The organism is Oceanirhabdus seepicola, from assembly GCF_023684385.1.
GTDB lineage: Bacteria > Bacillota > Clostridia > Clostridiales > Clostridiaceae > Oceanirhabdus > Oceanirhabdus seepicola.
In genome coordinates this window covers 559,589-575,913 of record NZ_JAGSOJ010000003.1, presented here as the reverse complement: position 1 = coordinate 575,913, position 16,325 = coordinate 559,589, and the positions used below count along the sequence as shown (strand labels likewise).

Annotated in this window: 13 protein-coding genes; 3 read left to right on the top strand and 10 right to left on the bottom strand. The window is 30.7% G+C overall.

Features of this window, described 5'->3' with window-relative positions:
- Nucleotides 1–18 precede the first annotated feature (18 nt).
- The 4 genes from KDK92_RS16450 to KDK92_RS16440 are packed head-to-tail and all read right to left on the bottom strand — an operon-like array spanning nucleotide 19 to nucleotide 2,199.
- Nucleotides 19–555, bottom strand: a complete 537-nt coding sequence (locus KDK92_RS16450) for a TlpA family protein disulfide reductase (protein ID WP_250860435.1) — start codon at nucleotides 553–555, stop codon at nucleotides 19–21.
- Entirely contained in the window at nucleotides 536–1,414 is an 879-nt protein-coding gene (locus tag KDK92_RS16445) for a 4Fe-4S binding protein (protein WP_250860434.1), read from the bottom strand. The genes KDK92_RS16450 and KDK92_RS16445 overlap by 20 nt, the downstream gene beginning before the upstream one ends.
- On the bottom strand, nucleotides 1,407–1,541 hold the full coding sequence (locus KDK92_RS24615; protein WP_276576009.1) for a CD1871A family CXXC motif-containing protein: 135 nt from the start codon (nucleotides 1,539–1,541) through the stop codon (nucleotides 1,407–1,409). Before KDK92_RS24615 ends, KDK92_RS16445 begins: the two co-directional genes overlap by 8 nt.
- Nucleotide 1,542: 1 nt before the next feature.
- Entirely contained in the window at nucleotides 1,543–2,199 is a 657-nt protein-coding gene (locus KDK92_RS16440; RefSeq protein WP_250860433.1) for a peroxiredoxin family protein, read from the bottom strand.
- A gap of 138 nt (nucleotides 2,200–2,337) precedes the next feature.
- Between KDK92_RS16440 and KDK92_RS16435 the strand changes: the two genes are divergently transcribed.
- Together KDK92_RS16435 and KDK92_RS16430 are read left to right on the top strand one after the other, a co-directional pair.
- Nucleotides 2,338–3,018, top strand: coding sequence for a response regulator transcription factor (locus KDK92_RS16435; RefSeq protein WP_250860432.1), 681 nt, complete (start codon nucleotides 2,338–2,340; stop codon nucleotides 3,016–3,018).
- 110 nt (nucleotides 3,019–3,128) lie between these two features.
- Nucleotides 3,129–4,133: a HAMP domain-containing sensor histidine kinase gene (locus KDK92_RS16430; RefSeq protein ID WP_250860431.1), complete on the top strand. Its 1,005-nt coding sequence runs from the start codon at nucleotides 3,129–3,131 to the stop codon at nucleotides 4,131–4,133.
- Nucleotides 4,134–5,591: 1,458 nt separating this feature from the next.
- Here KDK92_RS16430 and KDK92_RS16425 read toward each other — a convergent pair.
- The 6 genes from KDK92_RS16425 to KDK92_RS16400 form a co-directional block, all read right to left on the bottom strand.
- Nucleotides 5,592–6,002: an SMI1/KNR4 family protein gene (locus KDK92_RS16425; RefSeq protein ID WP_250860430.1), complete on the bottom strand. Its 411-nt coding sequence runs from the start codon at nucleotides 6,000–6,002 to the stop codon at nucleotides 5,592–5,594.
- A gap of 14 nt (nucleotides 6,003–6,016) precedes the next feature.
- Nucleotides 6,017–6,751: an HNH/ENDO VII family nuclease gene (locus KDK92_RS16420; RefSeq protein ID WP_250860429.1), complete on the bottom strand. Its 735-nt coding sequence runs from the start codon at nucleotides 6,749–6,751 to the stop codon at nucleotides 6,017–6,019.
- Nucleotides 6,729–10,070, bottom strand: coding sequence for an ATP-binding protein (locus KDK92_RS16415; RefSeq protein ID WP_250860428.1), 3,342 nt, complete (start codon nucleotides 10,068–10,070; stop codon nucleotides 6,729–6,731). Before KDK92_RS16415 ends, KDK92_RS16420 begins: the two co-directional genes overlap by 23 nt.
- A 13-nt stretch (nucleotides 10,071–10,083) precedes the next feature.
- Nucleotides 10,084–10,689 (bottom strand): hypothetical protein, encoded by a 606-nt coding sequence (locus tag KDK92_RS16410; protein WP_250860427.1) that lies wholly within the window; start codon nucleotides 10,687–10,689, stop codon nucleotides 10,084–10,086.
- Nucleotides 10,679–12,715 (bottom strand): dynamin family protein, encoded by a 2,037-nt coding sequence (locus KDK92_RS16405; RefSeq protein WP_250860426.1) that lies wholly within the window; start codon nucleotides 12,713–12,715, stop codon nucleotides 10,679–10,681. Before KDK92_RS16405 ends, KDK92_RS16410 begins: the two co-directional genes overlap by 11 nt.
- A gap of 994 nt (nucleotides 12,716–13,709) precedes the next feature.
- Nucleotides 13,710–13,892: a hypothetical protein gene (locus tag KDK92_RS16400; RefSeq protein WP_250860425.1), complete on the bottom strand. Its 183-nt coding sequence runs from the start codon at nucleotides 13,890–13,892 to the stop codon at nucleotides 13,710–13,712.
- Between the two features lie 1,367 nt (nucleotides 13,893–15,259).
- On the opposite strand from KDK92_RS16400, the gene KDK92_RS16395 reads away from it, so the two are divergent.
- A complete protein-coding gene (locus KDK92_RS16395) occupies nucleotides 15,260–16,225 on the top strand; it encodes a hypothetical protein (RefSeq protein WP_250860424.1) in 966 nt (321 codons plus the stop codon).
- Nucleotides 16,226–16,325 lie beyond the last annotated feature (100 nt).

Genomic DNA, 16,325 nt, shown 5'->3' with positions numbered 1-16,325 from the left:
CTTTACTTTTAAGAATATTTAATTATTTGTTAACATGTTTTCAATTCTGCTTAGAATGTTTTCTTCTTGTTTTTCCACTACTCCTGTTAAACCTGCACCTCTAATATTACCTTCTTTATCTACCAAAACAGTATATGGGTATCCTGTTATTGTCGTAATAAAGTCATCTTTAAAACTACTTTCAAATTTTGGAGAAATATTCATATATGTAACACCTTTTTTAGAGATTACTTCTTTGGCAAAAACAAAATTATCTTCAGTATCTCTTGAATCAACACCAACACCAATGAAATTTACATTTTTATCCTTCAAACTCTGATAAAGTTCTTCAAGATATGGCATTTCTTCAATACAAGAGCCACAACCATTTGACCAAAAGTTTACTACAGTAACGTCATATTTCTCAAATATGCTGTTATTTACTTCATTCCCCTCAAAATCTGTTGCTTCAAATTCCGGAAAAGCTTTTAATGTTTCTTCTATTTCTCCACCCCCACAAGCTGTGAATGTAAATACCATACTTAATATAAGTAGACTAATAACTAATTTTTTCACTTTGATTTTCCTCACTTTCTTTAAGACCAAACTTTACTTTTAGTGCTTTTGTAGGACAGGATTTTACACATTCATTACATCTTATACATTCGCTATGATTTTGATTTTTAATTACATCAATATCCATCGAACATGCATTACTACATTTGTTGCAATTTATACATTTATTCTTATTTAAAGCTATATGGTACACACTATACTTATTAAACAGCCCATAAATAGCACCTAAGGGACAAATCCATTTACAAAATGGGCGATATAAAAACATCGATAATGATATAATCCCTATAAGAACTATAAATTTCCATGTGAATAGCCAACCTAAAGCACCTCTTATACTTGGGTTTGCAATAGCTAAGGGAATTGCACCTTCTAGGATTCCAACTGGACATATTAGTTCACAAAAATAAGGATTCCCCATTCCTAACTCATTCACAATAGTTATAGGTAAAACAATTACGAATAGGACCAGTATTATATATTTTATATAAGTTAGTTTATATAGTTTTTTAGTACTAAATTTCTTTGAAGGTATTTTATGTATAAGTTCTTGAAACCAACCAAAAGGACATAACCAACCACATACAAACCTACCTATAGCTGTACTAATTAGCAGTAATATTCCTACTATATAAAAAGAAAACTTTTTATTTGGGGAACCAATAACCGATTGTAAAGAACCAATGGGACAAGAGCCAATTGCACCAGGACAAGAATAACAGTTAAGACCTGGAACACATACAGATTTAAGTTTTCCTCTGTACAATGTACCGTTTATGAAGCCTTTTAAATTCAAATTAGTAATAAGTGTTGTAAAAGACTGTACTATCCATCGAGGCAACTTTTTAATTTTAACCAATACCTACACACTCCAAACATAGATTTATTGACTTTTTTAATACTATAATCATTTCTTCATCGTATATTCCTATGATGACAAAAATTACCCCTATTGTCATCAGAAAAACAGGTATATAGTTTTTCATACTACTTACCAATCTCATTTAAGCTAGAAGACTTTTCCCAGGATTTTATTACTTTTTCTTTGTCTGTAACTCCAATATACCATGCTGTTATCAAATCACCGTTTGAATTTGAATATACGGCTATGGGAAGATTCTCTAACATTTCAAGCCCCTTACCTAAAGTTTCTTTCATTTCATCATTAAGTAAAATATTTTTGAACTTAATGTTTTTTGCTATTTCTTTTGCACTTTCTGCTTTATCGCTATCTACAACAACACCTACAATTTCAAATTCATTTTCCACTGCTTTTTCATAAATTTTATTTAACTCATTAATTTCTGTAATAGAATCCTCATTACTTGTATTCCAAAATATCACATAAACACCGTTTTCACCATTTTTAAATACTTCTTGTGTAACTTCTTCACCATTAATATCAGTTGTTGTAAAGTTATTTAGTTTTGGAGCTGAAGCAATTTTATCTCCTGCTTCTTGCATGTACCCATTTTCTTCTAAGTATTCTTTTGTTATATATCCTTTTTCTATAGCATCATTATATGTAAGCTTGCCTTCTGATACAGCCTGTAAGGTTTCCTGGGTAGTTGGCTTTGATTGACAGCCCACAAAAACGGTAGATACAATTCCTATTAATAATATTACTGATAAACTTCTTTTCATAAAAAACTCCTCCTGTGTTTTATTTATTGCTTACAGTTTACATGATAGAATATAAAATCTCTGTTAAGAAAACAATATATTTTATTAACAGGAATTTTATACTCTGTATGCTATACTACTATTTGAGGTGATAAAACAATGCGTATACTTGTAGTAGAAGATGAAAAAGATCTTCTTGAATCCATTGCAGAGGGGCTTAGAATAGATGGTTATGCAGTAGATACCTGCGATAATGGAGAAGATGCTTATGAGCTTGCTTTTACAGAAAATTATGATTTAATTGTATTAGATTTAAACCTTCCTAAAATGGATGGTATCGATGTACTAAAAGAAATTCGTAAGACCAATCAAGATGTTAAAGTGTTAATATTAACTGCTCGTACTCATATTAGGGATAAAGTAAAAGGCCTTGATTTAGGAGCAAATGACTACCTTACAAAACCATTTCATTTTGAAGAATTGGAGGCACGCATCCGCTCACTTTTAAGAAGAAAATTTGCACAAGTAGACACAGTTTTAAACTGTGACAAATTGAGAATGGATTTAGTTTCTCGCATTGCTTATGCAGATGAAAAAGAAATTAGTTTAACTCGCAAGGAATTAGGATTATTAGAATATTTTTTACTAAACACTAATAGAGTTATCAGTCAAGAGGAATTAATAGAACATGTTTGGGATGGGAGTGCTGACAGTTTTAGTAATGTGGTACGTGTGCATATTGCATCTCTGAGAAAAAAGATAAAAGCCGCTTTAAATTATGACCCTATTCAAACTCGAATTGGTGAGGGGTATATCCTAAGCGAAAGGGGCAAAAAATAACAATGATAAAAAATCTGTCGATTCGTATGCGTTTAACGCTAATGACTACGATACTTTTGATATTTTCCTGTATAGTGCTTACTTTAATACTTAATCTTTCTGCCATACAAATGGCTGATATGATTAAACCGGTTCCTCTTGTACCAGCAATACCCAACAACACTAAAATCAATATCCCTATGGAATCTTACCATGTAGAAAATGCTAAAAAGAACTTTCAAGTACAAAGCATAATCTATATGCTGTCAGTCATTATCGGAGGAGGACTTTTAACCTACTACATCTCAGGTAAATCGTTAAAGCCCATAAAAAATCTTAGTAGTCAAATAAAAAATATCACTACTCATAATTTATCTAAAAAAATTGATGTGCCAAATGCAAAAGATGAAATTGCAGAGCTGACCACTTCATTTAATGAAATGACTGACAAACTAAGTAATGCTTTTACTTCCCAAAAGCAGTTTTCTGCAAATGCAGCACATGAACTTAGAACCCCACTCGCCGTATTACAAACAAAGGTAGATGTATTTAAAAAGAAGAAAGATCATACAACCGTGGAGTATGATTCGCTGATTGATGTGCTTGAAACTCATACTCATAGGCTATCCGATATAGTAAAAAATCTTCTGGACATGACAAATATGCAGGAGATAGAATTAAATGAAAGTATAAATCTCTACTCATTGCTTGAGGATATTCTCTATGATTTAGAAGATATTGCAATAAAAAAACACGTAACTCTTGATTTATCTGATGATAATGCTTTTGTTTACGGTAACTACAATTTACTACATCGTGCATTCTACAATCTTGTAGAAAACAGTATTAAATACAATAGAAAAAATGGTAATGTATCGGTTAATATTAAGTCAACTAAAAATGATGTAACGGTTGTTGTATGTGATACAGGCATAGGAATACCAAGCGAGATGCAATCACAAATTTTTAATCCTTTTTTCAAAGTGGATAAGTCTCGTTCACGTGAAATGGGTGGAGTTGGTTTAGGACTTTCTATTGTAAAAAATATTATTGAGAATCATGGTGGCAGCATTATTGTAAAGGATAATAAGCCAAGGGGAACCTGCTTTGTGGTCACCTTAAAAAATATAAAGTAAAACTTCATTCAGGTGAAGTTTTAGAGCGGCTACCCATCAGATAAATATTTATTATACGAAAATACTGTTTTGATAAGAGGAAATCATCACACTTATCGAAACAGTACTTTTTCTTAGCACAAATTTTATATCCTATTTATTATGATGGAAGTACAACTTCCCTTTAAAATTTATAATAATCAACACTATTCTTAAACATAGCCTTAATCTTTTAGCATATTACTTTAATTATTGTTGTTCTATGCTATTTGAATGTGATCTTTTTCTAAATCAATATTCTAATATCACTTCAAAAATACTATTTCTGCATCAGGAATTTTACCTTCATCATATACTTAAATTTAATTTTTGCTTTTCCAATATCTTTATCATCATATATAATACTAGGTATAAATTTATCTAAAAAAACACATGTTACTAGTTAATCTGTTTATTATTTTATACTATTTACATTAGATAAAAACACACCATATTTTACCATCAATTCTTTTTTGTAACTATTTAATTGTTTAAACTAATTTGAAATAAACATAAACTGTTTTTATTTTATAAAAGCATTATTAACACCTATATTATTTCTTATATATAAATTTCACCTTTTAATTACATTAAATTCAAATAAAACTCAAGACTATAACTTCAGTTTACTAATATATTTTATAAATATTAAAACCTTAGGTTTAGTAAACTATATCAAAAGCCTCTCTGAATTACAGAGAGGCTTTTATGCACACTTCTACATCTCTTATTCTATTTATCTACTTTCACAAGTCGTGAACATGTCTCCACATGTGTCGTTTGTTTACTAAGATTATTTTTTATTAGTTAAATATAACTAATTGTATCTATATGTATTGATAATAATACACTTTTAAAGATTGATAAACTCCTAGTCTATTCCATTTTATTGAGATTTATTTTATTATATTGGGTGATACGGTGGCAAATGGGTGGCTAATTTTGATTTGCCACCATGATTGGTTCTATATATTTTTTACTTTCTAAACATCACTACAGTTTCACAATGAACGAATCCCCATGTACACTTATTTTAATGAATTTTAGTACAGCCTACAATATTCTATAATCAAGTTGTATCAATTGTTTTTATAGAAACTATTTATCTTCTTATATCCATATTTATTCTATCAAATTTCATAATAATTTTTCTATGAGTGACAGAATTGCGATAATCACATTTACGATACCATTTTATTACATACACTAATTATGCAATCAACATATATGGTTTATTCATACTCCTTTATCTTTTCTATAAATTGAGTTTATTTATTTAAATACTACTTCTGGAAAACTTTACACTCAAGAGGTACTTGGTGAACCTTTAGATAAGGACTGCTACGTTAGTGATTACTTACCATCAATCATTGATAACTCTCTTTCTATATAAATGGGATTATTGGAACTTTAAGTTCCAATAATCCCTTAAAATTTTATTTAGCAGTTCGTGAATCTATCATAGATATAATCAAACAAATTACAATCCATTGTCCTCATTTCATTATTCATAGATGGAATAAACTCATATACACTATCATTACTATCTATCAATATATAATCACCATCACCTCTATTTTCTAATGCTATAAAAGGTTTTGTGCATGGAAAATTTTCATGTAGATATTTTGTCTGTTTAATCATATCTGACTCCATACCCTGTCGAGCATTCACTCCATAAAATTCTACGTAATCATATGCTAAATACCCATAGTGTAGTATATACTCTGAAAGTAGGTTACCAATTTTAACTCCAATTTCCTTTTGAGTATCACCCAACATCTTTTTATCAATTAAACTAGCACAAAATTCTACCTCGTTTTCTTTAATAAACTTTTTTAAATCAGCCATAGTTAACATCCTCCTTAAACTCTCGATTTCCAATGAGCTGCCCTTTCTCTATTATATTGCTTAACTAGTTCTGGATCATTCCTGAAACTACCTTCACGATTTGGATGTAGGATTGAGTGTTTACTTCCTCCATGCTCACTATTCTCAGCAAGTTCAACAAAAGGTCCATCAAATTGTTGTCCCATATGATGCAGTTCAATTTTCTCACCTGTTTTAGAGTCAATAGGCGATCTACCTTGCTCCATAAGTTCAAGATTAGTTTTTCCTGTTTTTTCATCAACATAATCTAAGTCAATATCTTTTAATAAACACTTTCTCCCATTTATTTCCCCTTCTTGAAGTTCTGCATCCTTATATATTTCATATTGTTCCCACGAATCAATATTGTTAACTATTTCATCAGACCATCCAGTTTCTTCCTTGATTTTTTTACGTTCCTTTTCCGTGAGACCTTCTCTTGATTTATCAACTACTTCTGTTGCTTCTTGAACTGATTCAGATAAATCATTGACTAACTTTTGTAATAAATCATTATTTAGCAAACGTATCTCAGATAAGGACTTATTCTTAATAACATCTATATTTTCTAACAAACTTCCTGAGCCTTTTACTACTCCGTCTAATCCTTTTTTTCCTAGCTCTACACACTTTTCACTTGTTTTTGCTACTACTTCAACTGTATTTTTCGTAACCTCAGCTGCTTTTTCAATAGCTCCTACTGTAACTTTAGCTATTTCCATAATCGCCATATTCACACCTCCTCTGATATAGCTTCTTCAATACTCGCTCATATACATTATTATCTGGTTTCACTAAGTAGGAGTTGACTGATTGTTCTACATTTTCTCCTTTTATAAATGCTTCTAACACCATCTCTACAATTAAATCTTCAACAACATCAGAAGATGACTTTTTAAATAATTCTTCAAGTTTCTTTTTTAAATTCTCGAAAGACTGTACTCTACTTTGCCTTAATACATGCTGAATTTCTTCTCTAAAAATATTATCTACCAACACATTTTTTCCATATGCACCGTTTGTCATTACTGCTATTATCTCATCTGTCAAAAGAGAAACTATTGTTTCATCAAAATCAACTACTGGAATTATTGACGTATGAGCCTGTCGCAACTTCTGCTTTATTTCTTTGCCCATTACTTCAATACAAGCACTAAGAATTAACTCATCTGAGTACAGAAGAATTGAATTGAATAACTTAACTGCAATCGCAGTTATATCCTTTGGTATACTCGAACTGATTATACTTTTATTAATTCTCAACACTTTTGCCTCTAAGTTTTCTCTATAAAGAACCTCATCAGAAATATTCCCCTTTCCAACTTCCGGTATTTTAACCTGCACAGGTAAATTCATCCCTTCCTTGTGGCATAATGCATATCCAGTCAAGCTGTTCCCTATATAAATAGCATCTTCACTTGAAATTCCAATCATATTTGCAATTAGTTCTTGGTCATCTTTTGCTATTACTCTATGTATTATTTTATTTGAGGAATTTTTTATGACATCTGGAGAAAGTTTGCTAGGTATCTGTTCTGCGACTATTACACCCTGCCCATAAGATCTCATTTCAGCAACCATGTTAGTGAAATGCTCAACTGCCTTACCTTTTGGATTCCCTAGTGTCTCACTATTTCTTTCAGTTGCAATATTTTTAAGAAGCCTGTGTGCCTCTTCTATTACCAACAAATGCTTTAATTCTAATTTATTCTCGTTAGATATTTCTTTAAAAATTTGCCTATGTTCTGTAATTACAATAATTAATAGACCTAAAGCAAATGCCTTGTCAGCATCATCTGCTAAACCTTCCAATTCCATTACACAATTAGTATTAAGAATTTTTTCAAAGTCTACTGTTTCATAGGTATTAAACATATAGCCTTTTGCACCAACACATAAGCTATCAATTCTTGCTTTAATTGCACTTTTAATATTCCCTCTAATTTCACCATCATATTCCATCTCATATTGGATATAATGGTCTACCTCGTCTTTGAGATCCTGCATTGTAGGAAAGAGATATCTATGAGCATCTTTTTCATACTGAGCCATAATCTTATCAGAATTAAAAAATTCAGATAAACTTTTTCTATTTACCAAATATGGATGATATCCCAAAGTTAAATTCCATCCCTTTTTGATATAAATATTATGCAAACACTTTTCAACAATATAAGGCATAGGCCCATAAAATGAAAATGATGCATTAAATAGGTCTTTTAAAAAATCTATATGCTGTTGTGGACTAACTCCTGGCAGAATATAAAATGGATTTATCCTCAAACTATTTAGCTCTGGTTTACCAAGTGTATACACAGTTGGTGCTACCCCATTAACTTCAATATTTCTGTATTCTTTTTTTACTGGTTCGATAACAAGGAAAGGTTTATTGCTATTTCTTAAAATGTGTTTTACTGTGTTAGTCTTTCCACTTCCAGTTATACCACACACGAAAGTGTGCTTATTCAGTTCACTTGCCGAAAGCATAAATTGAAGATTTTCTAATTCTCTCTCATATTCACATACATTACCTAATTGAACTGTATTCGACTCTGTTGCTATGCTACTTACTAATGGATATGATTTTGACTTCTTAATTTCAAAACCTGGAACATTCTCAATTGGTATTGTACATACTCCACTTAACTCTTCTGTATTTATAAAACTACTTAATGGGCTATTTATATAATCTGATGTTTCAAAAAAACCTTTAGGAATAATTAAATGTTGAATTCCCTGTACATTATTCTCTCCCTTAACCATACTCAATTCACTTGATGTCGTAGCAATACAAGAAGGAGGTAATACTTCTTTTTGTGCCGATGCAATTTCACTATACATACACCCTTGTATTATATCTCTTGCTATACTTGAATCAGCTGAGTAACTGATAGTAGTTTCCCACAAGCCTATATTACTACCAATTTTCAATCTATCTTTTGCATTCTCAGCTAACTGCATAAGCTCTAGCGCATATCCATTTTGAATATCTAACGCTACCGATCCACCATTAGTTATAGATTTTGATATTGCTTTACTATAACTTTCAGTAATAGCTTTTCCTGTTGTATTACTTGTGTTTTTAGAATGTGTTTTGCTATGATTTGAATTCAATTGCATACCAACAATCAATCCAACAATTCCTCCACCAACTGCACCTATAATATTTCCTGCAATTGGAATTCCAGACCCTGCAATCGTACCCATTTTTGCTCCAATTAACATCCCTGGAATTCCTAAGTTGACATTAAATCCATTAGTTCTAGACGTACCTTTTCCTTGAGTATTGCTTGTTGAATTAGTATTAGAATTTCCATGGGTTTCTGTCTCAGAATTACTTTCGCTATATTGCCTAATAACATTTCTTTTAGAAATTGCTGCACAACGATCCCTAATATCAATAGCTGTACCAATACGATTTTGAATGTCGTTTTGTGAAACTGGTTTACTCATTATTAATAGTGTATAGTTCTCACCATTTAAACTCTTCATTATCGTTGATAAATTTTTTTTGAGAGCTTGCCCATCAATTTTATGTGCTGGAGTCCCGTTTATTATGCCTAAATATTTATCATTAAGATTTGGACTGTTTTCAAAACTACCACTAAAATTATTTAATTTCATCCCTGGTAAAAGACCCTCAATAATTTTTTTAGTTACATTGTCATCATTTACTGATTTAACTCCTATCACCAATGAGTTCTTTCCCTTATAGCCAACTATTCCATAACAAACAATTGCATTAATTGAATATATCGTCATCAATAATTTTTGCATCTTATCTGTAAAATACTCCATCAAATCCTCAACATTATCAATTGTACACTCTGCAATTCTATAAAATGTTATAGTATTTAAAACTGCTAAAGAATTTGATTCCATTGCACATTTTAAAGTTGTATCTCTATCATATGAATAGCAGGGATAAAATTGATTTACTAATCTATTTGTCTCTGTACAAATAATATTTACATCTTCAGAAAAAGAGGTCATTGGATCTGGTGCTTTTAAGGCTTCAATATCTACAATTTCATTTTGGCTGTTCTCCATTAATAAAGACCTCCTATAAATTCTTCTTTACTTCTTCAACGCAGTTATCGTAGTATTTAACAATGTCATCAATCCATACCATCATCTGTCGCTTTACTTCTATTAAATACTTATCAATGACCTCTGAACATTTTTCTTTGCTTCCAATTGATGATTTATTACTAATAACAAATCCCATTATCCCTGCTATTATTACAGAAATCGCTACTGGTATAATCATTTTCATATTAAAAGACACAACTGAACCTACTATAATAATTGCTCCTGACACTTCAAGTGCTTTGATTGTATCTTTTGCTTCTTTATAATTAATTTCCTTTGGCACTTCAAAGGTAAACTTTTTACTTAACTCAGATCTGATATCTCTACTATAAAAAGCTGATGCATTCTTCGAATTTTGAAATATATCTACTTTCAATGTCTGCTGTGATAAATTGGTATAGATACTAGCCAAAATTGTTTTACTCTCTATTGTCAATTTCTGTGCTGTATAATTACATATCTTGTCAAGAACTACTTTACAATCACTTTCCTCTAATGAAATTGTATTAGCTTTCTCTTGAATACCATTAATTGCTTTATCTATACTCTTTTCCAGTGCATCTCTATTAGTTAACATGATTTTCCACTCCTTTTTTTAGTAGTTTTAAACTATCTAAGTTTTCCTTTATATCTTTACTTCTTGATTCATACTCCTTAATAGTTTCCAGAATTGACTCAGCAGTGGCCTTTTTTTCAAGTAATGAATTATAGTCTGATTCAAGCTCCACCTTATTTTCTTCTAACTTTTCCCTGTATTTTTGAAAACAACATGCTGTGTAATTTAGTAAATTCATTTTCAATGTATCAGTAATCGCCTCAAATCTGTTTGAAATACTATTAGCAACTAGTCTTAAATGTTTTGATCTGGAGTGAACAGAAACCTTTCTAGTTGTTTTAAAAGTTATACCTTCTTCAATATCCCTTGTTTCATCTGCATTATTATAGGTTTCATTTTTAATGTCTTCAAAATCACCCTGTGTAAAATTAGGACTAAAAGCTTCAACTGGGATATCTTCCATACCATTGGCCATCTGTATTAATTTTTCATTACACTCTGCAATAATCTGTTCTCCTAATTTTTTTCGTAAATCTTTAACTTCTTCAATCATATTAAATGTTAACAATTCTAATTGTTTAAAATCATTATCAGTAACTTCTTCATCTGACATCTGCAAAAAACTTTCAAGTTTCCTCTCATACTCTTTTCTTTTTTCTTCAACTGTATTTACAATTATGCCCTCACAATTCAAATTATCCTCATATTTTGACTGAATGTCCTGAATACCTTCTGAGATTTTGACATGAATATTTTCAATTTCTTCTATCTTTTCTGAAATCTTTTTTTTAAGTTCTTTTGGATCATCCACTGATTCTTTAAGTAACTGTATTTGACTTTCAAGGAAACCGAGGTATTTCTTATATTCTGCTTTTAAATTATCTAAAAATGATAATAAGAGTAAATAATTAGCCTTACGTGCAAATTTTTCAATTGCCTCATGCACTTTTACGAAATCTGATAATTTTTCCATTTCATTTTCAAATTCTTCAAAATCTTTTCCTGTCTCAAGCCAACATAGTCTTGCTGGTGCAAATGATTTATCTTGTTTTTTTAAATCTACAAAATAACGATCAACTAAATCCTCTCTACCTAATTCCTTACATTTATTCAGAAATAATTGCACTTTACTATCAACACATATTATTTTATTCTCTGATATTGTCTTACCATACATATCAACGGCTTGGGCTTTTAGATTTGCTACCCCCACCTTAGTAATATTAGATGTCCCAGTAAGCACCAAAAACATAGTCTCCTTATGCCTATTTGCACTCTGTGATTTCAGAAAGTTTGTAAAAGATGATGATTCGATAGCTTGTCCATATAAGGACTTAACAAAAATAACAGCATTTGCATTTTCCATATATTCTTCTGCTACGACCCCTACATTACCATCAGCATTTACCCCTGGACTATCTATGAGAACAATGCCTTTCATATCTTCTGATAAAGGATACTTGATTTCTATTTCTGTTATTATTTTTTTCCAATTTTCACTATTTTCCCGGATATACTTTTTAATCAATTCATCATATTCTTCTGTTGTCAAATTATAAATATTATCCTTAGCTACGGCACTTATAAACTCCTTAATTGTTCTGTTTTGGGGTTTACCTTTATATTTTATTAATAATTCATTATTAATTGAGGTAACTGGAATACATCTATATTCTTCTTTTAATGCAGCATGATTCTTTAAAAATTCCTTAATCGCTTTATCCCCACGTATTGTTGTTCTTCCCTTCCCTGCATTAGTTGCAACTAACTCATACTTTTCATCACAATAAATTTTAATAATTGAACTAGTACACTGCTGTTCATGCATCGGAAGTATTTTTTTCCCTAAGTAAGCATTAATAAAAGTAGACTTACCACTTTTCGCCTCACCTACAATCATCAATTTGAATTGTTCATTCTTTATATCTTTTACTTGCTTTACAATACTTTTATTTACTTGTTTATTATTCTTTGCAACAACTTTTTCAAACTCATTGTATAAACCTAAAACTGCTTGCTTAATTTTCTTATAATCATTCGTTATCATCTTTATTATCCTCCATTGCATATATTTTTTCATCTTAATAATAACATTCAATAAAAATAAACAAATATAACTTAAGTTGCTTTTTAAGCTCCAACCATAAAGCTCTACCTTTAGGGAAAATAGCTTTAATAGCCCTTTTTCAAGTTATTTGTAACATCATATATATAATAAACTAAAGGTAATAGTTTGTACCATTCTCTATTTTACAAAAATAAGCTCTAACGTCTTCTAAATTTCTCTAAATAGTTTTGTCATTAACCATAAATAATTTTACAAAATCCTTTTTATTAACAACTTCTCTTTGAAGTAATCTTGAATATATTGTCTATCTAATACAAAATCTGAAAATTTTTATAAATTTATTATATAATAATATATATAATACTGTAATTATACATAAAAATACGTTATTTTACCATATTATTCTTGAAATTTCCATTGTATTCCGTTATACTACATACCTACTAATATTAGATAATTTTTCGATATAAGTACTATCGACTGGAATCACATGTAGCAAACTCAATTAATTCAAACTGTCCTTGATTATGCCTACTTTTTAATTCATTATGTCATATGCTAACAAGTACTATCATTAACATTTCTCTTTAAAGTACCTAATCTGAATTTTTTATCTCACGCCATTGATGAAGAAACTGCTAGCTATGCCTGAATGATTTCTAAAATAAATATTAATCTTCTTTTCTACAATAAATACTTTTCTGAAATTCATAAGTAAGATTAATCTCATCATATATCAAGTAATTAAACACCTACTCACAACATAATATTCACCTCACCAAAAACTTTAATCTTCCCAATCAATTTCACAATAAGGAAAATTTGAACAAACTCAACAGCTGCGTAATTTCTCATTCGAATATCCTAATAAAGAAAACCTCATAACCACTCTTCACCAACATATAATTCTGCAGCAGATGAACTTGTCCAAACCCAAACTCCTCCTCATCCCCTAACAATAATCACTCCACTTTCATCTTTTTATCACCTGTTCCACCCAATATACTTTTATAATTCCACCAATAAAACCAAATCCCCCATCCACAAATCCACCCACAACAAAACTCCACCCCACCCATGCCCTTCTTAAAAGTAGAAAACCTCTACCTTTAAGACTGCAAATCTTATAAGGAAATTTGGGACAACCTTTAACCATGTTCGTTCCTCACACCCTTAAAACGAGTCCAAAGTAATTTATATGGGGAGTGGTAAAAGCATGTCTATTGAAAAGTAGACATGCTTTTACCACTCCCCACCCCTAATATTTTTACAGTTAAATATTTCTTTCAAATTCAATAAATATTTCTATAAAGTCTCCCCTAATTCATTTTCATTTAAAAACATAACAACTTCATAACTCATTATTATTTATTACAAAATTTCATTCCCCTCTTATTATTCATAGATACTATGTTCCTCTTATCCCTATTGCGATACCTATATCTTTAAATTCATCTTCAGAAAATCAATATCGCACCCTATGTACAGGCAGATTGCAAGAAGAGGTTCTACCATAGGATAGTTTTCCGTTTCTCTACAACCTATCCTATGGTAGAATCTCTAGCTTTCATCAAAGCCTTTCCACTGGATACCCGCTTGACTAGCCCTGGAGATGATAATTTAAGCTACAAAAAAACACCATTATATGAATTACTTCTAAAACAATAAATTGAAAGAGCTAGTCCATTGATTTCATTTGGGTCACTTCTTTTATGTCTTTTATATACAAATTTTCCATTTCATAATTATTAATGATATATAGTGAAATAACTACTGAAAGAATATGAGCTTTTGACTTTAGCAATAAAACATAGCATAGACTACTTAAGGATATCTAAAATCGAGCAAATTATTAAGATTTAGAATATAATACGGTAAACCGTACCAAAAATGACGGTGTTTTTTTGTATGAAAGCATTGAAAAACTTGGAGTTCAATACAATATTAATATTGCTATTACTATCTGAATGACTTTATTAGTATAATTAGAAAAAACGAGCTAATCCTGGTAAGAAAATGAACGCGAGCGAGCGCTAAACCTGAACAGATGATTAGAAAATAAAGAAATATCCAAATCGGAATACATTGTATTAAAAAACGGTGGTATAACAACTATGGTATGAGAAGATTGGCTATCACAAAAAAATATAAAAACGCTAGGAAGGTATGGTGTGGAAGTATCAAATTTCCGAGGTATGGAGCTAACAGAAAAGATTTTGAGGAAGACTACGTACTGAACCACTGAGCACATCAGTACCTGGGCAAATCCGTGAGGTAGTAAAAGGCAGTAAGTACCTTTATGATATTCACAGTCTTTTGTTACATGTATATTCTAATTGTGGTTATAATAATCGAATGTAATACATTTACCTTCTAATGAATAAGTGGCAAATGTAAAAAACACAATAAAATATTCTAATAATACTTGAACTTATTGAAAACACGTAATATAATAGAATTACATTAGAATATATGGGAAGTATAATTCATATATTAATAACTCTAAGAAGGAGGAAATAAAATATGCTTACAGTAGAACAAATTAAGACTATGAACTCACAAAACATTTCACATGACAAAGACCAGACTAGAAAGGTGTTAAATTCGGTGTGGAAAACTGCTAGTAATAAACAGAAGAATAAGGCTGTCGCGCTCGGCGGATATACGGATACAAAGGCATTTTCAGCTGCAAGGAGTACAGGGTCAATAAGCGTTAGGATGACAATAGCTACGAGCTTGGTGTTTTCGATATCACCTATGTATTTATCGGCCATGTCAAAGGTGGATGAAGGATTTACAGTGGACACCGCAAATAGCTTCCTACATGCTACAGGGTATGATGAATACATTATTGAAGACGAAGATGTAAATGAGCTGAATGGTAGCAGTGATTCATCTGAAGATGATGAGGCTTATGGTGATCGTGTTGAAATAAAGATACATCTTGATAGAAATTTATTAAAGACATTAAAGGGATTTGCAGAATACTGGGATATGCCCGCTGAAAATCTAATTGAACAACTGATAATAGAGGGTACTGAGGGAACAAGTCCCTTTGATAAAGATGAGATGGACGTAATAAAAAAGCTCCTTAAGATTTATGACGTAAACACTTTTGGTGTAAAGGATATCAGAGATAGTGATAAAATAGATACAATAGTTGTACCAATGTCTGACATAAATCATGCCGCTGTATTTATGGGGCAAAACTGTTGGTATTCAGTAAGTATCGCAGATGATAAAATTAACAATATTCGCTATATTGCGAGCTATCAGAACTCTCCAATAAAGGCAATAACACACTACGCAGAAGTTAAGGACATCGTTAGGTATAACGATACTAATAAATATAAGATAAATTTCAAATCTGCACCAGTAGAACTACCAGAGCATATACCTTACAAAAATAGAAGTGTTACAATGCGTGGAAGAAAGTATACTAATTTTGAAAAATTATCTAGTGCTAAAAGTTTAAACGACCTGTGGTAGTAATAAAAAATAAAGAGCATTGTCAAATGCTCTTTTTTTGGGACTGCTCGCATGCAAATCTCACTCCAAGTACAATATTAATATGACACTTTAAACTTCT